Genomic DNA, 19,180 nt, shown 5'->3' on the forward strand with positions numbered 1-19,180 from the left:
GATTCACCTATCAAAGTGGACTAAGGCACTCTCGCTGAATGATGTGATAATCATTTGGCCTGGTAAGTCAACTACGAAGGCAGTTCTTCTAGCCCACGCGACTAGTTCTTGACCTCTTGGGCAATCCCGATTAGGGTACGCACCGGAATGGTCAACCTCGTGTCAGTGACGCTTCAACTGTATCGACAAGTCTTGTACTCGACGGGACGTTCGCTCACCCGAAGTTGGGTGACGATGGTCGTACTTATGGTGTTTGCTGTGTTGTTTGTGGGGGTATCGAGAATCGCCGCTCCATTGGGAATGGCCGGCGGGTTCATCCTGGGTATGGTGAACGCCTTGTTGGTCGGGGCGACGCTGCGGTTGATTGAACAGTCTCTCAGCGCGGCCCGGACGATTCAGTTCAAGGATGTGACCGACAGCTTTGGGCATTACTTTTGGGATGTGATCGGCGTCGGGTTTGTCTTATGGATTCCGACGATGCTGCTCGATATGGGCATGCAAGCCAATCCGTACGGCCACTTTCTTTCGTCCGCGTTTCTGCTTCTGGTGTTTATCCTGCTGAACCCGGCCCCGGAAGTGATCTATCAAGTCCGACACGATTCATCTCTGGAGGTCCTGAAGACCTCCTATCAATTCATCCTGGAACATTGGGTCGAGTGGTTTCTCCCATTCGCGATTCTCATGTTGCCGGTGGTGCTTTCTCCCAGCGGCCTACTGGAGTTTTTTTCGTTGTCCGATCGTGTCGGTCGAGGAGCCGGTCTCGACTTCTTCCAAATTCTGCTGCTCCCATTCACCGCGATCGGGGGGTGGTTGTCCTATGTCGGATTTGATTCCGAAGGACAAGAGATTGTGCTCCTCCTCCTCACCCCACCAATGGCCATGGTCATTCTATTGTTCCGCGGCCATCTGTTTGCTTTGCTCCATGGATCTTCCAGGCGGCAACGTCTCTTTTCTCGCCATTTTGATACGAGGCACTAGGGTCTGAAGTCACGATAGGGCGTCATCGAGAGGTGTTTCATGGTATTGGTCACTGTACCAACTTGAGCCACTTCTTGGGTCATGATGGTTCTTGGCTTGTGATTCTGAAGTGAAATAGCGTATGGTTTACCATACACTTGAGTTCTACCCCTTCATAATGTGGCCAGGATACGGTGCGGACTCATGCAGCTTTCTATCTTTTGGCGGTTGGTCATAACGTCTCTCATCATTATTACGGTCATGGGAGGAGTCAATATTTATGCGCTCTTTCAGCTTCGGCAGTTGACGGCAATGAGCACGCAGATGGCGTCCTACCATTATCCAGCTGCCGAATCCGCGAAGAGGCTGTTGGGGTCGCTCTATGCCCAACTGAACAGTGAAAAGAAATACCTTGCGACAAGAGATCGCACCTTTCTGACGAATCTGACAGAAGAGGTTGATGAATTTGAGCGCAATCTTCAGCTGCTGCGAGGGCGGGAAAGCTCTTCTCAGGGGTTGACGCTGCTCCAAAAGACGCATGAATTACTCCAGGAGCGGCTGAAACTTTTCCAGGATGAATTCGAGACCACAAAGAGGAAGATCCGTCAGACCGCTCCGGAGTATGAACACCGACGTGATGGCCTCATGGATCGGATGTCCGCCTCGATTCAGAGCTACATCGATCTGCACGAGGCTCGAGTGAGTGTCGGGGTGACGGAATCTCGAGCCAGCGCGGCCCAAGCAGAGGCTGTCACGGAGCAACTGGTCCTAGTGGCGTTAGTGTTCGGGGTGGGGCTTGCCGGTATCGCCAGCTATACGATTTTGCGTCCACTGCGACAGCTGCAAGGGCATATTAAACAGATTGGGCAAGGCAATTTGGGGGCATCTCTTCAGATCAATGCGCCTGCGGAGTTACGGGAGTTAGTCGATAGCGTCAATTGGATGGGTAGAAAGTTACAGGAAATAGACGATATGAAAACGGAGTTTTTGGCGCACGTGTCTCACGAATTGCGTACCCCCATGGCCTCGATTCAAGAAGGCACGCATCTCTTGCTTGATGAGATTCCAGGTCCACTCGTCCAGGAGCAACGAACTACCCTTCGGATTATGGCCGACAGCAGCCGGCGGCTGATTCATCTGATCTCCACGATTCTGGATTTGTCAAAAATGGAAGCAGGGATGATGGAATACCACATCGTCCCGGTGGATTTCCAACGAATCGGGGAAGTCTCCATCAACAAGGTTCGTCTGTTGGCGGACTCCAAACATGTGCAGCTGGTGCTGGAAAATATCGGGGAGCGTTCCTGGGTCAAGGCGGATGCCTCTCGTCTCGAACAGGTGCTCGACAACTTGCTATCAAACGCTTTGAAATTCAGCCCTGAGGGGGGTGTGGTCAAGGTGCAGGTGAAACCCGACCTCCAAGCCGGAGTGCTTGAGGTGACTGTTTCGGATACGGGACCCGGGATCGCTGCAGAAGATCTCCCACATATTTTTGAACGGTTTTATCAAGGTCGCACGAAAGGGAAGCATACGGCGGGGAGTGGGTTGGGCTTGGCATTGGTGAAGAGGGTCGTTGAGGCTCACGGCGGAAGGATTTGGATCGAAAGTGAGAAAGGCAAGGGGGTAACTGTACGGTTTATCCTACGGTTGGCAAAACCGGAAAAGGTAGGGCACGCGTGATTAGAACAGCAGTGTCTCTGACAATATGCTCTCTCATCATCAGTTCTCTCTTGCTAGTCGGGTGTGCGGCATGGATAACGCCAGTACCTGGCTCGCGTCCATATTTTTCGGCAGAGCCGCGAGAAGTTAAGTTGTTTCAATCATTTTCAACAAGACAAGAGAGTATGGCCTTAAAATGTGGTGAATCGAATTCCTGCGATCACGTGTACTTTACGCGGGGGTTGCTTGGCCTGTATGAAAGCCGCGAAATTGCGGAGAAATATTTCGGGAAGGTCGTCGCTCTTGCTCCCAAGAGCCAGCTGGCTGCGTCAAGCAAAGCCTGGCTGGCGTTGTTACAACAACCTACTCCTGGGAACAGATCATGGCCGGAAGCCGTTTTCAGAGCACCAGTTCTTGCGGAGGTCAACACCTCATTCGCCGTGACCACAGATCGTCTGGTGCGAGACTTGCTTGATCAGGAGATACTCATTCAACAGAGTCGTGCATCCAAGGAGGGCGAATCCGAGACCATTGAGGCGTTGCAGCGCGAGTTGACGGATCGAGATCATAAGATCGAGGCACTCTTGTCGAAGAAAGATTCGGCCAAGACGTCAGCCGACCCAGCATCGATTCAAACTCTGCAAAAACAGCTTACTGAGCGGGACAGAAAGATCGAGGAGCTGTCTGCGCAACTCGAGGCATTGAAGCGAATTGATCAGGAGATGCGGGAAAAGGTGCGCCCGATACGTCCACCATTGACCACGGTTCCCGTGCCAGGTCCCGAGACGACACCGTAACGAACCGCAGAAGGAATGATGATGATTATGGAACAAGAAAATATTCTCGTAGTCGACGACGATGAGGGGTTGTTGCATTTATTGAAAATGCGGTTGTCCGCGATGGGGTTTGCCGTCACCCCCTGTACGACAGGGCAGGATGCTGTTGGTGAGGCGAAGAAAACGATGTTTAACTTGGCGATCACCGATCTGCGCCTTCGCGGCGAGGATGGGCTGGAGGTGACCGAAGAGCTACTTCGAAGTCACCCGGGGCTTCCGGTCATCATCCTGACGGCCCATGGGAGTATTCCCAATGCCGTCGAGGCGATGCAGCGGGGGGCGTTCGGGTATCTGACGAAGCCATTTGATGATAAGGAGCTGAAAGCCACGATCGAGAAAGCACTCGCGCAACAGCGGATGAGCCGGGAAATTCAGCGGCTCAAGTCGCTGGTCAAAGAACTATACGGACTCGAAAATGTCGTGGCGCGGAGTCCGGAGATGCAACGGCTCTTCCAGCAAATTGCACAGGTGGCCGAGTCGGATGCGACCATTTTGTTGCTTGGAGAAACCGGAACTGGCAAAGAGGTGATGGCTCGCGTCATCCATACGAACAGTCGGCGCGGGAAAGGTTCCTTCGTGGCACTCAACTGCGCCGCCATACCTGAAACACTGTTTGAGAGCGAGCTGTTCGGACATGTGAGGGGCGCGTTCACGAGCGCTCATGGTGCGAAGCGCGGATTGTTTCAAATGGCCAATGGCGGCACGTTGTTTCTCGACGAGATCGGCGAGATGCCGCTGTCCATGCAGGTCAAATTATTGCGCGCCGTACAGGAACGGGAGATTCGAGAGGTGGGGGCAGAGACCTCGGTCAAAGTGGATGTTCGCATCATTGCGGCGACCAATAAGGACCTCGGTGAGGCGGTGAAGAACGGGACGTTCCGCAACGATCTCTACTATCGAATCTCAGTGGTTCCTCTGTCCATCCCACCGCTGCGGGATCGCCGGGATGATATCCCGCTGCTGGCTCAACATTTTCTCCAACTCAGTGTGAAACGGTCGAATAAGGAGGTGAAGGGATTCACACCTGCAGCACTGCATCGATTGATGATCAATCCCTGGCCCGGCAATGTGCGCGAGTTGGAGAACGTGGTCGAGAAGGCCGTGGTGATGTCGCGGCAAGATATGCTCACGCCAGATTTGTTGCCGGCGGTCAGTGTGTCGGCCGAGTCACCGCTTAAGCCGCTGACGGAGGCCAAAGAAGAATTTGAGCGGACCTACTTGAAGACCGTCCTCCAATTGACGAGCGGAAATATCTCTCGTGCTGCGCAGTTTGCCGGCCGGTACAGAGCCGATTTTTATAAGATGCTGAGAAAATACGGCCTTCACCCGTCGACGACGAAGGGAAAGCCTGATTCCGAAATGGGCGAGCTAGAATCCGAAACAAGTTTGACCGAGGCGGAGCGATAGACCTCATTCCTCCGGTCTGCGGTGATTCCTCTGTGGAGCTGTAAGGCCGCGTCTCAGGTGACGCAGCCTTTGTCTTTGAAGCAGCGCTCAGCTCGTTACGTTGCGTTCCGTGGTATCTCGTACAACCGTGGTTACCTGTGATGCGTTGTGCCTTTCCCGCGTGCCTGCTGTGGACACGTGAAAGAGCGTGTCCACGAACTCAAGAAAACGGCGGTTTCTGGGTTGTGTGGGCGAGAACTCTCTATGCGCATGTGATGATTCTCGTCGAGAGGTACCCGTCACCCTAGCAAAACGCCAGGATGGGGGACGGGAAAATATCTGTCATAGCGGGATGGCTGTCAGATCGAAAGATGGGGTCTACGGCGGGGCGCATCATGTCGCGCTAAACACGTGTTCTGTGGATTCTGGATGGCGATAGGGAGTGGGGATGAAGTTCACGAGTGATATTCATCTGGCGGCGTAATTGCCATCGCGCAATGAAGAGCCGCCAGCACGGAGGAAGTGCGATATGGAGCTGGCGAGAGGAATCGAACCTCCAACCTGCGGTTTACAAAGACCAACCCATACAGATTCTCCGAGTGATACAACGCCACCAGAATCAGCGGAAAGTGGCGATCAGCTTGCTTCCTAGCTGATGGGGAATGTTGCATGGCGTTGCATGGGATGGGCAGAGATAGGCAAGGGGCGGGCACAGGTATGGGCACACCTGATTAATCGGCTAATGAGGGGGTGCGTCCATAGGTTGATTTCACGTCTTTGAGATATACACGGATTGTGAAGTTGCCGATTTTATAGGTGCGCACTTCGCCGATGAGGGCGAGTGCGGTGTCCATGGTGATTGGTTTACGCATTGTGTGCTCCTTGGTTAACACAGCCAGCCGGTTTTGACGCACCACCAGGCGGTAGTGACAGAGGATACTCACGCCAGATAATAAATCAAGCTACTTATGATTCACTACACTAGCACTGTTGGCTCTGGAAAAGTCCCAGTCGTTTCCCCAGGGGTAGCGTCGGCTGTCGATCCCTCGTGCAGCCTTCTCCCATTCGGCTTCGGTGGGGAGGCGCTTCCCGGCCCAGCGGCAATAAGCGGCGGCATCTTCCCAACTCACGTTCACGACAGGATGGTGTTCGATGTCTGGGATGGGGCGATTGTTCCTCCAGAGAGTTGCGGTCTGGCTTGCATTCACCGGAGAGCGATGCCCTGTTGCCTGGACGAAGGTGTCATAGGCGTGGTTTGTCACCTCAAAACGGTCAAGGAAGTATCCACTGAGGAAGACCCGTCGTTCCGGACGTTCATCAGGGAAACCATCGCTTCCCTCGGGGCTTCCCATCGTAAACTCTCCTGGAGGAATCAGGGCCATGTCTGTGGGAATCTCAGCGCCTGTAACTGATGGATGATGGCTGATGGCAAGGAAGAATACACACCAGGAGAGGAAAGCTCGGGTCATGAAAGTTGCTTGATGCCACAGGCCCGAGCGACCGCATCACGATAGTTCAGCCATAGAGACAAGCTCTTTTTGACCCCTGTCAGCACTGATTGCCGAAGCGCAGGCGGTGTGTAATTGAGGACTATATCGTAGGCATCGTGCCGATGGCCTGCTTCAACCATCTGGTGGGCTCGGATCAGGTCCATTCGGCTTGGCGAAACTCCATGATACCGGACCAAGGGATGAAGGCTGATGATGGATTCGATGTCTTCCGGATGTTTGCTCTCAGGTGGCGCAAGAATCTCCTTGCGATCCTTCACGCTGCCTTCAACGAAGATGGTCAAGACCGCAGCGGCAATCACCCACTGGCGATGGCTCGACATGTGCTCTAGCCAGGTACGATAGGTTCGAGCTGCGGGCAGCAGGCGGGCGTGTTCAAAATCCCGTCGGCGGAAGCCCAATCCTTCCATCATCGTCAGGAAAAGCTCAGGATGAGATTGTCCCAGTGAGAGCCCTCCGGTTTCTTCCTCATAGATGTTCTCCGCCAACATATGGCGGACTGAAAGCGGGGGATTTGTTCCAAGGATTCGTGATAAGAAGACGGGAAAGTCTCGAACATAGACGGCGTACTCATGCTGAAAGTGAGTTTTGAGCTGGGTTTTGCTGAGTTGGCCGGAAGAAAAATGCTCCCAGGCCCAGTGATGCTTGTCGTCCATGACCCGGAGGAGCGATTCGAGAAACGCAGATTTCTTCATGTGGACGGGCACGATGTCTTGCCTTCTTCGGTGGAGCGTCGTTACAATTCGGATTACAGAGTAACAGCCGATGAATCCAATAACGATTCAGAATCCTGAAGAAATCCTCACGGTGTTGGCCGACGTGACCCTTCGTGGGACGGGCTTTACGACCGAATCGCTACTCGACTACGTATTAGAAGAGGGATTTACCGAGCCAATCTTCCTCAATGCCAATGGCGTGGACCCCACGGCGTTCTTCAAGGGCCAACCGAATGCCTGGGCCATTTACCAGATCCGTGAGTGGAAGCGCGTGCTGACTATCTCAGGTGGTCCTGGGCAGGAACGGCGCGCGCGAATTACAGAAACTCCATAACTCGTGTTCGAGTGTAAAGCGAGAGAGGCCAAAGTGCAACCAATGGGCACGTTTCGCGCATGAACGGCCGATCGGCGGGCGGCTCGTGCGGATGATTCATCTCACCAATGCCCAAGACGTCGGCGAGCTGGCGATGATCAAGAGCTTGCTCGACGGCAACAGCATCGCCTACGTCGTCCACGGGGAACATGTCAGTAGCCTCTATCCCGGTATGCCGTTCTTTGTCAGCCGTGTCATGGTCGACGCATCAGATCAGGCGCGTGCCGAAGTCCTTCTGAGCCGGCTCCGACTGTCTATCCGGGAGACGTCAGCCTAACTGCAGCTGAATCAGGCACAGTCGTCGTTCGTGAAGCCCGCTTTGCCCACGCCCAGCGAGCGGAAGCATAACTGTGGCAGATGCGTTCTTAACGGCGCGCGAGAGACGCCGATTCACGAGGTCGCTTGCCTGTTGGAAGGCTACGGCTGAATTTTTGGGTGCGGTTTTTCTGCAGGGAAATCGCCTGAGCGGCGTTCGCGCGAACCTTCGTACCATCCGCCCATCAGAGTCCCTTCCTCGAAGTAGAGATAGCGGTGACGGACAATCGCCGAGCTTTCCCAATCTTCAAAAATCCATTCTTCTTGCCGGATTCCATCCTTGGTGAACGTCGTATTGATGGTCTGTGGTCCGCCCCAGGATTTCAGTACTTGTTCTTTGGTCATTCCAACCAGGACACGGTGTTGCTCGATGTGCTTCTGAAAGTCCGGATCGCTCAGTTGAACGACCAGTGGCCAGACCACAACCATGAGGACAAACAGCGCAAGCCCAACATAGATGATGACTCGGACTGGGCGGCGGCGAATGAACGACGGTTCCTCAGTGTTGGGATCAAGGGCAAGGGGTTGAGATTCAGTAGTCATGGAGAAAAAAATTTGAATGCTAACAGCGTGGTTCCTCGCGAGTCAAGGAACGGCCAATAATATTCAATAAAATCATAGTGGTATGGGATGCGCTATACTTATCAAGAGGTTTCTGAGCGCTCCTGCAATATTTATGGTTACACGCAACAGCCAGATGGTCACAAAGCTTCAAAATCTGATCCTAATGATGTGTCTGTGCATCATGCTCGGACAGGGAGTCTGCGCTGAGGCGTGGGCTACGACTATTTATTCTTATATTGATGATCGCGGGAATCTTGTCTACACCGATTCCTCGGAAACAATTCCTGAAAAGTACCGCGCGAAAGTGAAGACGCATGAGCAGTCTGATTCTGTTTCAAAGGCTCCTTCCATGATGCAGTCGATGCAACAGAAGGTCAGAGAGCAAGTCAAGAATTATGGATGGAGCATGCCGTCGTTTCACTTCGCGATGGAAGGTCTGACCCCGGCTCAATCCAAGATTGTGACCTATGCCGGCGCCGCTGCGGTGGTCTTGTTACTGATGATGTATCTCAGCAAGAGCCAGTTCATGCGGATGTTAGGATTGTGTCTCCTCATGGTGATTGGAATTGGAGCCCCGGTGTTGATCTATGTGAGTGATAGTGGTCCTATGGATGTCATGAAAAAGAAAGCCGTGTCGTCTGGACAAGTGCAGCAAGATCGACTTCAACAAGTCTCGCGGTAAGCCCCTCTCTTCCGGTATCTCTTTCAAATACTACTCCGCATACTTAGGAACTGGGATTGATGTGACTGATGGCTTGAGGGGAGGACCTTGCTTGTCGAATTGGTGGGAGTATGGATTCGGAATCCGTTCATGGGTGTGCCGCTGTTGGAGGGTCACCAACTGCAGACTCTGAGTGCTGATCTCCACACGGTCTATCAACGCCTCGGTTGGTAAGCGATCAGGAAGCCCTTGCATCGAGAATAGTTGATAGCAAAGCGTCCAATCGAGCTGCTCCTTCCCTGGCTCTCTCACGATAAAACGGGCATCAGACGAAGGGGGGCCTTTGAACAACAGCACCCAAATGTTGGATCGAAAAGCGGGATTGGTCGGATCGGTCGAAGGATGAAACTCCGGAATCAAACCTGGGAGTCGACTGATCAGCACGGCCGGGGAAAATTCGATGTCTACTAGCCGTACGGTCAGCAGTCGGTTCTCACTGTGATCGTTCGGGTCAACCGCATAGCTGAAGGAATAGCGGATATCGATACCCTCACGCGAGAAGGTGTACACATCTTCGCCGTTTTCAGGCGACACGAGTTTGCTGAAGTACGTTGACCAGTCGGTAATCGGATAATATGTAAAAACGCGCAGGGCAGATTTTCGGTCCCGCACGGCCTGCGGTATGCCAAGTTTCTCGTGCAGTTCTTTCTGAGAAAGCCCCAAGAAACCATCTTCGAAATAGGACGCTCCATGAGAATGGCCGGGAAGGGTAACAGGGATTCCAAGAATAGACAGTGCCAACAAAATTCTTGAGACAAGATGCGGAATCAACATGGCTGTCCATGGTATGTGGATCGGCTGAAGACTGTCAATTTGTAGTCTGGCCTGGCAGAGATCAACTGCCTGTGGGGGCGCAACCCAGCCGAGGAGCCTTGGCCATGATGATTTCCAGCTCTGATGAGCCCGATCGAACACATTGACGAGTGCTTCCGTCCTGACCGATGCATGGCTTATGGCTAGGACAGTTCCCTTCGCATAGTTCCTCAGTTGCCAGATAATGCTCGTGACTTCATCCTTCCTCTACCGTCCTGTGATTAACTCTGGGGACAGCGCTACCTTGGCAGGGCGTGACCGCTTTGAGCGCCGGACCCTTTCCTTTCAGAGATCAGAACCGAAAGCCGACTCCGACTGCCACGCAATGGGATTGAAATTGAAGGCTATGGAGCGGAGGCGTCGTACAGTTTGCTCGTCTTTGGCAACTGTACTTGGTACAGATAGTACACCTGTCACCTTCCTTTCCAGTAAACAGCATAGGTTTATATTCCACGAACCCGAAGAGATGGTTTGTGACAAGCAGCCGTACTCCAATGATTCCTTGCAGGGCAAACCCCGCAAATCCGTCGGGTTCGAGAATGCCGTCGGAGCTTTGTGTGTAGCCGTCCAGTCCCAGAATAGAGAATCCTAGTCCGACACCTGCGTAGGGCTGAATGATGTCGCCGGGGTATCGAGCGAGGGCATTGACCATGAAGTTGAACTGAGTTGTATCCAATTGAGTGGAGCGTACGGTGTTGCCTACTACCGTTTGAGGTGCCGTGATTGATCCCCCATGACCAGATAGCTCAACCTCTGCACCAAACACAGACTTGTATGAGGGGAAGACGCCTATCTTGAGACCTCCCCCCGTTGCGCTATTAAAGCTGGTGTCCGGAATCTTGTCGCCATCGACTTTGAGTGAGCCGCCGATCGGGTAACTACGCAAAAGAAATCCGCTTACATACCATTCCTTCCGCAGAGGCTCAGCGGCTTCTTCAGCCTCGGCCTCGTCGAGTTCGGCGATGGGACACATAATCAGTATTGGTAGGTTGAAAAGGATGAACCACCAACGCGAGTCGGAGCTGTTGAGAAACACGGCAATAATTTTCAGCGTGGATTTGCCTGATCTGGACTGCCGGGCACGTTGGGAGGCCATAGTCACCTCCAAGGTACGTACACTCAATGCAAGAATCACATGATGACGTCATCGTACTAAGCGAAAAATGGGTTTGCCAGAGGAGTCGCAAAAAGAAATTGTAAAAGGAGATATGAGCAACACTTGCGCCAGGATGCCGTCTGAACGCTCTTGCGGGAACAGGCGTGCTCCAGTTAGGATCGAAGGCGATATCCTATTGCTGAAGAAAGGATTGTTGTTGATGACGGTTGCCCACACGAATAGCAGTATTGAGCAGCTTCTTCATGAGCGGATTCTAATCCTCGATGGAGCGATGGGGACCATGATCCAGCAACGTAAGCTGGACGAGACCGCCTTTCGTGGCGAGCGCTTCAAGGATTGGAAAAAAGATCTGAAGGGACACAACGATCTGTTGAACCTTACGCAGCCCACCATCATCGAAGAGATTCATCGACAGTACTTAGAAGCTGGTGCGGATATTGTTGAAACCAATACATTTAATTCCCAGACGATCTCCTTGGCGGATTATGGGATGGACGCCCTTGGCTATGAACTGTCCAAAGCTGGTGCAGAGTGTGCCAAGCGAGCCGTCGAGGCGGTGCAGCGAGCGCAACCTGGACGGCGGTGTTTCGTCGCTGGAGCCATCGGACCGACGACCAAGACCTCCTCGATTTCCACCGATGTCAACAATCCGGCAGCTCGAGGGGCCATCTATGAAGAGTTGGTGGGTGCCTATGGCCAACAAGTTAGGGGCTTGCTCGACGGCGGTGCGGATCTTCTGCTCGTGGAGACGATCTTTGACACGCTGAATGCGAAGGCCGCATTTTTTGCGATCCAACAGGCGTTTGCATCCGGCGCGCGCCGGGTTCCAATTATGGCATCGGTGACGTTCATCCAGGCCGGCAGCAATCGTGGAGTGACTGGGCAGACCGTCGAAGCCTTCTGGAATTCGATCTCCCATGTGCCATTGTTGAGCGTCGGGATGAATTGTGCACTCGGCCCAAAAGAGATGCGTCCGTTGATCGAAGAATTATCACAGATCGCGCCGATCTATATCAGCGCCCATCCCAACGCCGGTCTGCCGAATCCGTTGTTGCCGACAGGCTTTCCCGAAACGCCAGAGACCTTAGCGCCGCAACTGCGCGAGTGGGCTGAAAATGGGTGGCTGAATATCGTCGGTGGCTGTTGCGGCACCACGCCATCTCATATCAAGCGCATTGCCGAAGCCGTGCGTGGGGTGAAGCCGCATGCGCTCTCTACGGTTGATCCCTACACAAGATTGAGCGGCCTTGAAGCCGTCACGATCAGGCCCGATTCGAACTTCGTGAATATCGGTGAACGAACGAATGTGACCGGTTCGCCGGCCTTTGCGAAGCTGATTCTGGCCGGTGATTATGAGGCAGCGCTGTCGGTGGCGCGTCAGCAAGTGGAGGGCGGAGCCCAGATTGTTGACATCAATATGGACGAAGGCATGCTTGATTCCGAGGCTGCCATGGAGAAGTTTCTTCGTCTGGTCGCGTCGGAGCCGGACATCTGCAAAGTGCCTATCATGGTGGATAGTTCCAAATGGGAGGTGCTGGAGACTGGCTTGAAGAACATTCAAGGCAAAGCCGTCGTCAACAGTATCAGCATGAAAGAAGGCGAACAGAAATTCATCGACCAGGCGACCCTCATCCATCGCTATGGTGCGGCTGTTGTCGTCATGGCGTTCGATGAAAAGGGCCAGGCCGATACGTTGGAGCGGAAGCAGGAGATCTGCGCGCGCTCGTACAAGATCCTCACGGAGCAAGTCGGCTTTCCTCCGCAAGACATTATCTTCGATCCGAACATCTTGACTGTCGCAACGGGGATTGACGAGCACAACAACTACGCGATCAATTTCATCGAGGCCACGCGCTGGATCAAACAGCATCTGCCGGGTGCGAAGGTCAGCGGGGGGATCAGCAACATCTCCTTTTCCTTCCGTGGCAACAATGTGGTGCGGGAAGCGATGCACGCCGCCTTCCTATACCACGCCATCAAGGCCGGGTTGGATATGGGCATCGTCAACGCTGGCCAGCTGGCGGTGTATGAGGAGATTCCGAAGGACTTGCTCGAACTTGTCGAGGACGTGTTGTTTAATCGACGACCCGATGCGACCGAACGACTGGTGAATTTTGCCGAGACGGTGAAGGCGAAGGGGAAAGCGGCTGTTAAGGACGATGAGTGGCGTCAGGGGACGGTTGAGGAGCGGCTCTCCCATGCGCTGGTCAAGGGCATCACCGACTACATCGATCAGGATACGGAAGAGGCGCGTCAGAAATACCCAAAGCCTCTGGAAGTGATCGAAGGCCCGCTGATGGCCGGGATGAATATCGTCGGCGACCTATTTGGATCAGGCAAGATGTTCTTGCCGCAGGTCGTCAAGAGCGCGCGGGTCATGAAGAAGGCCGTGGCCTATCTCATGCCGTATATGGAAGAAGAGAAGAAGCGGTCCGGTAATTTTCGGGCGCAGGGGAAGGTCTTGCTTGCGACCGTGAAGGGAGATGTGCACGACATCGGAAAAAACATTGTCGGCGTTGTCCTTGGCTGTAACAACTATGAGGTTATCGATCTTGGTGTGATGGTATCCTGCGAGAAAATTCTTGCCGCGGCTCGTGAGAACAAAGCCGACATCATCGGCCTGAGCGGGCTCATTACGCCCTCACTCGATGAGATGGTCCATGTGGCGAAGGAAATGACGCGCGAGGGGTTCGATGTGCCTCTCTTAATCGGCGGCGCCACGACCAGCAAGGCCCACACGGCGGTCAAGATTGCTCCCTCCTATGCGCCGGGCGTGGTCCATGTGCTTGATGCCTCTCGTGCAGTGGGTGTCGTGGGGAGTTTGGTGAGCCAAACCAAGAGGGAAGGTTTCGTTCGACAAGTACAGGACGACTATGCGCGAATGAGACAAGCGCATCAGGATCGAGGAGCCAAGCCGCTTCTTTCGATCGCCCAGGTGCGCGCCAATCGGTTCATGTCCGACTGGGCGAATGTCGATATTCCCGTGCCCAGGGCGTTGGGCGTCCGGACGATTGCCGATCAACCGTTGGTCGAGTTGATTCCCTACATCGATTGGTCGCCCTTCTTCCATACGTGGGAACTCAGAGGTCGGTATCCGACGATCTTTGATGAACCAACTGTCGGCCCTAGGGCGAAGGAATTGTATGAGGATGCGAGACGCCTCCTGGATGAGATTATTCATAAGAAACAACTCAAAGCCAGAGGGGTCTATGGGTTCTTCCCTGCATCGAGTGTTGAGGATGATATTGAGCTCTATCAGGATACGTCTCGAAAGACGGTGCTCACCACGATCCATCATCTGCGACAGCAATCGGAGAAGCCTGCCGGACAGCCCAATCTCGCACTGGCTGATTATGTTGCACCGAAGGAATGCGGTCGGCAGGATTACATCGGAGCGTTTGCCGTAACAACCGGCATCGAGCTAGATGAGCTCTGTCGGAGGTTTGATAACGACCATGATGATTACAATTCGATCATGGTAAAGGCTCTTGCGGATCGACTGGCAGAAGCCTTTGCGGAATGTCTCCACAAGCGAGTTAGAGAAGAGTGGGGATACGGGAAGCATGAACAGCTGACGAGTGACGATCTGATCCGTGAGAAATACCGCGGCATCCGGCCAGCACCTGGATATCCGGCTTGTCCGGACCATACGGAAAAGGGGTTGCTGTTTGACCTCTTATCGGCAGAACAGAACAGCGGCATCACTCTGACCGAAAGCTATGCCATGTTGCCAACCGCGTCAGTGAGCGGGTTCTATTTCGCCCATCCGGAGGCGAAATATTTCGCAGTGGGGAAGATCGGGAAAGATCAGGTCGAAGACTATGCCCGTCGTAAGGAAATGGATCTGTGCACCGTCGAACGCTGGCTCTCGCCGAATCTGAATTACGAGCCTGAATGAAGAGTGGGAAATTCTGGATCTACGTAGATTGTTCAGTCGGACAGATACCAGGCGTAACTGGTAGGACGATTCTTCATTAGAGTTTCACCGTCAACCATCCCATCACACGTGTGCCGAGCAAATCCCCGAGCGGGTGTTCGCGGTGGGTATCATTTGAATGGATGCCATGTCGTACTGAGACCGGCATTGATCTTATGGTACGGGAAACCTCGACGACTGAATCCAGTGAAAAATTGACCAACTTCCTGATACGCATACTTGGCAAATCCAGGAAACCAGGGGGTTAAGAAGACTTCTACACCCGCTTCTCCTCCAAATACATCTGCCACACGGCCATTGATTGGGCGTACAGGATTCAACGGTGGAGAGGGCTACATCAACATCTCACTCGCACGACAACTGTATAGCCTACATGGCTGATTTCAGTAAATCGTCCTCGAATTCTGTCATCTTGCTGTGCAGCGCATGCACAAGCTGCAGATATCGCTCTTCAGCCCAAGCATTGAATGACTCAGCGTCTGGGAAGACGAGGTCCCAGGCCTTTGCTGCTTCCAGCATCAAGAGCTGCTGCGGCTTGTTGTGTTCGGGGAACAAGACGATGAGTACGGCGGAGTTCCCGGTGAGGCTGATGTCGGTGAAGATATGCAGCAGGGAGGCGGAGGGGAGCACGATTTCCCGAGAGGCGGCCTCGACGAGCGGTTGATAGAGGCGATGCAGTAATTGCGCGGTGACCTCGTGTGGATTGGTGGGAGTCAAGAGGCGAGGGTTTGGCTTTTCTCCGAACAAGTTCTCTGTGAGATAGGTGGCTGCTTCCCAGGTCGGCATGGTGCCTGAAGCCACAAGGGATTCACAGAGGTAGGCGATCCAGTTTCGGTTCCGGGGACGTTTACGAATGGCCGTCAACTTTTTCGCCATACTCGGCAATCCCTTCTGCCTCTGGTCTCTCTGGTTGGGAGCTTACTAGGTTATTCGGTAGGTTTAATTAGGTTTAAAAAGTATAGCGGTGGCGCCACAGTCGGTCAACGAATTGCTGACAATCGAGCAATGTGTCGGGGCAGCTGCGGAGAGGCGTTATGGTTGGCGGAACGTATTGGAGTGTACTCGGTCTGCGTATTGATCGTGGATGCGCACTAGTTCCTCCGTAGATGCGACAAAGACATCGAGCAGCTCTGGGTCGAAATGTTCACTTCGGTGCTTGAGCATGAGCTCAATCGCATGGCTGACTTCAAAGGCCGGCTTGTAGACCCGCTGCGTGGTCAGGGCATCAAACGCGTCAGCAATCGCGGCAATGCGGCCTTCGATGGGAATGGCCTCGCCTTGTAACTTGCGAGGATATCCTGTGCCGTCGAAGCGCTCATGGTGGGTGTAGGCGATGACGGCCGCGACTTTTAGCAGCTCTGCCTCCGACCCGCTGAGGATTTTATACCCAATCTCGGCGTGCTGCGCGATCACCCCGAATTCCTCTGGTGTGAACTTCCCGGGTTTCAGCAACACATGATCCGGGGTGCCGATTTTTCCGATGTCGTGCATGGGGCTCGCTGTCCGAATTAAGTCGCATCGTTCAGGCGACAGACCGGCTTTGCGTGCGAGCATCTCACAATAATGGCTCATACGTTGAATATGTTGAGCGGTGGCATGGTCCCGGAACTCCGCGGCAATGGCGAGCCGCTGAATGGTTTCCTCGCGAGACAGTCGGAGCTCTTTTTCGCTACGTTCGAGCCAGTCCAACGCTTGCTGTAACGCGAGTGTTCTTGTTCGGACAACATCCTCAAGATTCTCACGATGGAGGCGGTTTTCCATCTCAAGCCGGCGGCGGCGGAGGGCATTGGCGACGTCGATGAGCACTTCATTGGATTCGAACGGCTTGACGATATAGCCGAACGCGCCGCCGTCGAGTGCGGCGTTGGCCAGGACGGAGCTGTCGAGGCCTGTGACCATGATGGCTGCTGTATGGTTCTGGTCTGAGAGAAGGTTGCGCACCAGGTCCATGCCCGATTCTCCCGGCATATTGACATCGCACAGCATCAAGGCGAAAGGCTGATCGCTCAGCTTTTGCCGGGCCTCTCGGGCATCAGCGGCGCAGTCGACCGTATACCCATGGGATTGGAGCAAATAGGCGAGGAGGCGCCTAATCGACTCTTCATCGTCAACCACCAGAATGTTACGATTATCGAGCAGGGCTTGATGAGTGGTCTGGTCTAGGAGGGTTGCCATGAGTCGGGTATTCTTCGGGTCGTCTGGGTCGAGGACTGTGTCGTTTCTTCTTTATCGGCTCATTGGAGTATAACCTGAGTGATGCAGGAATCTCACAGTGTTCTGCACTTTGTGTGCCATGGAATTCCCCCCGTGTCTTGAACTATCAGCTTGTCTTTACATCGTGGTTTCGCGGGAGCGAAAGTTGGAATCCTCTTACCTGGAGCGGTCTTCAGCGTTAGCTACTGCGATCAGGATCAGATATCAGTGCTAGAGTTGGTGGGCTATATGCCCGTGGGATGTACGGAATTCGCCAAACGCGGGGGGTGGGATTTGTACAAACTAGAAGACGTTGGGAGAATCTGACCTCTTACTACCGCTGGCGATGCTTGGCCGGCCGATCGGTTTGCGATTTCTTAGGGCCTTCACTATAATTCCAACCTTACTCTTGAGGAAGGGGCCTACGAATGAGCGCAATTTCAGGGTTGGTCCGTTTCGATGGGCGTCGCCGAGATCAGGTTCGCCCGGTGAAAGTGACCCGCAACTTTACCAAACATGCCGAAGGTGCGGTTCTGATCGAAATGGGAGATACGAAGGTTATTTGCACGGCGTCTGTTGAAGAAAAGGTGCCACCTTTTCTCAAAGGCAAGGGGACTGGATGGGTGACAGCCGAATATGCCATGTTGCCGCGTGCCACTCATGAGCGATCGCCACGAGAGGCGGTCAAGGGAAAGCAAGGCGGCCGGACTCTGGAGATTCAACGCCTCGTCGGACGTGCGCTGCGGTCGGTAACGGATATGTCGCAACTGGGTGAGCGGTCCATTTGGATCGACTGCGATGTGATCCAAGCAGATGGGGGGACCAGAACTGCGTCCATCACCGGCGCCTTTATCGCTTTGGCGGATGCCTGCGCCATGCTAAAAAAAAGGGATCTCCTGAAGAAGATTCCCCTGACCGATTACTTGGCGGCCATCAGCGTCGGAAAAGTTGGCGGAGAAGTGATGGTGGATCTGGCCTATACCGAAGATTCTATGGCGGAAGTGGATATGAACCTCGTGATGACTGGTCGTGGCCGGTATGTCGAGGTACAGGGTACGGCGGAACGTACGCCATTCGCAAAGCAAGATATGGATGAGTTTCTGAATTTCGGCTGGCAGGCCATCCAACGATTAACCGCCATTCAGAAAGAGCTGATCGGTGCACTCGACTGAGAGCCCGATCAAAGAGATCCTCCTCGCGACCAGAAATTCTGACAAAGTCAGGGAGCTCGCGGCTCTTCTTGGAGATCTTGGCATTCGCATCCGTACCCTGGCCGATTTCCCGACCGCACCGGAAGTCGACGAAGACGGTGAAACCTGTGAAGCGAACGCACGAAAAAAGGCAAGAGAGATCGCTGCTGTGACAGGCCTCCTGTCGGTTGCGGATGATACAGGACTCGAAGTTGATGCGTTGGGTGGAAGGCCAGGTGTCTTTGCGGCCCGATATGCGGGAGAAGGCGCCACCTACGAAGACAACTGTAGGAAGCTGATCAAGGAATTGGATGGCGTGCCGCAGGCCAGGCGGACTGCCCGGTTTGTAACAGTCGCTGCCTTGGCGATGCCGGGAGGAGAGACTCGAGTAGCTACTGGCACGCTTGTTGGTGTCATCGCTGAAGCGTCGGTTGGTGTGCAAGGGTTTGGGTACGACCCTGTATTCTTCGTTCCGGAGCTCGGTCGTACGTTGGCTGAATTGACGGCTGAAGAAAAGAACCGTATCAGCCATCGGGCTAAGGCATTTCGAGCCATGGCCGACATGCTTCGACCGTTAGCCGCTGAAAGGCTCTGAGCCGCGTGGTGCTGGCACATGGTCCAATTGTAGGTGTTGCCTGGACACCAATCGGAACATTCCTGTATATAAGGACCTGCAGCTCGTGGTGCCGTTGCTCTAAGAGTTGTGAAAGTGAAGAGCTTGTCGGGGCGTAGCGCAGCCCGGTAGCGCGCCTGCTTTGGGAGCAGGATGTCGGAGGTTCAAATCCTCTCGCCCCGACCAAACCACACGTCGTGTGGTTTGCGTGCCAACCATCTCGTCATCGTGATTGATGCGCGGATAATACCATTCAGCTAGTCCTACTCTTCTCTTTCCAAA

18 protein-coding genes and 1 tRNA gene are annotated in these 19,180 nt (G+C 53.9%); 11 read left to right on the forward strand and 8 right to left on the reverse strand.

The features are described from left to right. Positions 1 to 147: 147 nt before the first annotated feature. From E8D52_10855 to E8D52_10870, 4 genes are all read left to right on the forward strand, one after another. Positions 148 to 978 carry a hypothetical protein gene (locus tag E8D52_10855; GenBank protein TKB67773.1) on the forward strand — a complete coding sequence of 277 codons (831 nt, stop codon included), beginning with the start codon at positions 148 to 150 and terminating at the stop codon, positions 976 to 978. A gap of 183 nt (positions 979 to 1,161) precedes the next feature. Then, entirely contained in the window at positions 1,162 to 2,637 is a 1,476-nt protein-coding gene (locus E8D52_10860) for a HAMP domain-containing histidine kinase (protein TKB67774.1), read from the forward strand. A gap of 164 nt (positions 2,638 to 2,801) precedes the next feature. Next, positions 2,802 to 3,413, forward strand: coding sequence for a hypothetical protein (locus tag E8D52_10865; protein ID TKB67775.1), 612 nt, complete (start codon positions 2,802 to 2,804; stop codon positions 3,411 to 3,413). A gap of 27 nt (positions 3,414 to 3,440) precedes the next feature. Further along, entirely contained in the window at positions 3,441 to 4,859 is a 1,419-nt protein-coding gene (locus E8D52_10870) for a sigma-54-dependent Fis family transcriptional regulator (GenBank protein ID TKB67776.1), read from the forward strand. A 941-nt stretch (positions 4,860 to 5,800) separates the two neighbouring features. On the opposite strand, the gene E8D52_10875 is transcribed toward E8D52_10870, so the two are convergent. Both E8D52_10875 and E8D52_10880 read right to left on the reverse strand, forming a co-directional pair. Then, positions 5,801 to 6,307, reverse strand: coding sequence for a formylglycine-generating enzyme family protein (locus E8D52_10875; protein ID TKB67777.1), 507 nt, complete (start codon positions 6,305 to 6,307; stop codon positions 5,801 to 5,803). Then, on the reverse strand, positions 6,304 to 7,041 hold the full coding sequence (locus E8D52_10880) for an iron-containing redox enzyme family protein (GenBank protein ID TKB67778.1): 738 nt from the start codon (positions 7,039 to 7,041) through the stop codon (positions 6,304 to 6,306). The genes E8D52_10875 and E8D52_10880 overlap by 4 nt, the downstream gene beginning before the upstream one ends. A 70-nt stretch (positions 7,042 to 7,111) precedes the next feature. Between E8D52_10880 and E8D52_10885 the strand changes: the two genes are divergently transcribed. Next, entirely contained in the window at positions 7,112 to 7,396 is a 285-nt protein-coding gene (locus E8D52_10885; GenBank protein TKB67779.1) for a hypothetical protein, read from the forward strand. Positions 7,397 to 7,487: 91 nt separating this feature from the next. Further along, positions 7,488 to 7,712 (forward strand): DUF2007 domain-containing protein, encoded by a 225-nt coding sequence (locus E8D52_10890; protein ID TKB67780.1) that lies wholly within the window; start codon positions 7,488 to 7,490, stop codon positions 7,710 to 7,712. Positions 7,713 to 7,852: 140 nt separating this feature from the next. Here the strand turns inward: E8D52_10890 and E8D52_10895 are convergent, their stop codons facing one another. Beyond that, positions 7,853 to 8,293 (reverse strand): hypothetical protein, encoded by a 441-nt coding sequence (locus tag E8D52_10895; GenBank protein ID TKB67781.1) that lies wholly within the window; start codon positions 8,291 to 8,293, stop codon positions 7,853 to 7,855. 382 nt (positions 8,294 to 8,675) lie between these two features. On the opposite strand from E8D52_10895, the gene E8D52_10900 reads away from it, so the two are divergent. Then, positions 8,676 to 8,996, forward strand: a complete 321-nt coding sequence (locus E8D52_10900; GenBank protein ID TKB67782.1) for a hypothetical protein — start codon at positions 8,676 to 8,678, stop codon at positions 8,994 to 8,996. Between the two features lie 30 nt (positions 8,997 to 9,026). On the opposite strand, the gene E8D52_10905 is transcribed toward E8D52_10900, so the two are convergent. Together E8D52_10905 and E8D52_10910 are read right to left on the reverse strand one after the other, a co-directional pair. Beyond that, on the reverse strand, positions 9,027 to 9,809 hold the full coding sequence (locus tag E8D52_10905; GenBank protein TKB67783.1) for a hypothetical protein: 783 nt from the start codon (positions 9,807 to 9,809) through the stop codon (positions 9,027 to 9,029). 331 nt (positions 9,810 to 10,140) lie between these two features. Continuing rightward, the gene (locus E8D52_10910; GenBank protein ID TKB67784.1) at positions 10,141 to 10,944 is read right to left on the reverse strand and encodes a porin family protein; all 804 of its coding nucleotides are present in this window, start codon (positions 10,942 to 10,944) and stop codon (positions 10,141 to 10,143) included. 220 nt (positions 10,945 to 11,164) lie between these two features. Here E8D52_10910 and metH point away from each other — a divergent pair, with 220 nt between their 5' ends. Beyond that, positions 11,165 to 14,863: a methionine synthase gene (metH, locus tag E8D52_10915; GenBank protein ID TKB67961.1), complete on the forward strand. Its 3,699-nt coding sequence runs from the start codon at positions 11,165 to 11,167 to the stop codon at positions 14,861 to 14,863. 149 nt (positions 14,864 to 15,012) lie between these two features. Here the strand turns inward: metH and E8D52_10920 are convergent, their stop codons facing one another. From E8D52_10920 to E8D52_10930, 3 genes are all read right to left on the reverse strand, one after another. Further along, positions 15,013 to 15,192 carry a hypothetical protein gene (locus E8D52_10920; protein ID TKB67785.1) on the reverse strand — a complete coding sequence of 60 codons (180 nt, stop codon included), beginning with the start codon at positions 15,190 to 15,192 and terminating at the stop codon, positions 15,013 to 15,015. 79 nt (positions 15,193 to 15,271) lie between these two features. Then, positions 15,272 to 15,778, reverse strand: a complete 507-nt coding sequence (locus E8D52_10925; GenBank protein TKB67786.1) for a hypothetical protein — start codon at positions 15,776 to 15,778, stop codon at positions 15,272 to 15,274. A 156-nt stretch (positions 15,779 to 15,934) separates the two neighbouring features. Further along, positions 15,935 to 17,077, reverse strand: a complete 1,143-nt coding sequence (locus tag E8D52_10930; protein TKB67787.1) for a response regulator — start codon at positions 17,075 to 17,077, stop codon at positions 15,935 to 15,937. Positions 17,078 to 17,541: 464 nt separating this feature from the next. Between E8D52_10930 and E8D52_10935 the strand changes: the two genes are divergently transcribed. The 3 genes from E8D52_10935 (at position 17,542) to E8D52_10945 (ending at position 19,084) form a co-directional block, all read left to right on the forward strand. Next, positions 17,542 to 18,267, forward strand: coding sequence for a ribonuclease PH (locus E8D52_10935; protein TKB67962.1), 726 nt, complete (start codon positions 17,542 to 17,544; stop codon positions 18,265 to 18,267). A gap of 7 nt (positions 18,268 to 18,274) precedes the next feature. After that, entirely contained in the window at positions 18,275 to 18,880 is a 606-nt protein-coding gene (locus E8D52_10940) for an XTP/dITP diphosphatase (GenBank protein TKB67963.1), read from the forward strand. Between the two features lie 127 nt (positions 18,881 to 19,007). After that, positions 19,008 to 19,084: transfer RNA gene (locus tag E8D52_10945), tRNA-Pro, on the forward strand. Positions 19,085 to 19,180: the final 96 nt, after the last annotated feature.

Origin of the sequence: Nitrospira sp., assembly GCA_005116745.1 — a bacterium.
GTDB lineage: Bacteria > Nitrospirota > Nitrospiria > Nitrospirales > Nitrospiraceae > Nitrospira_D.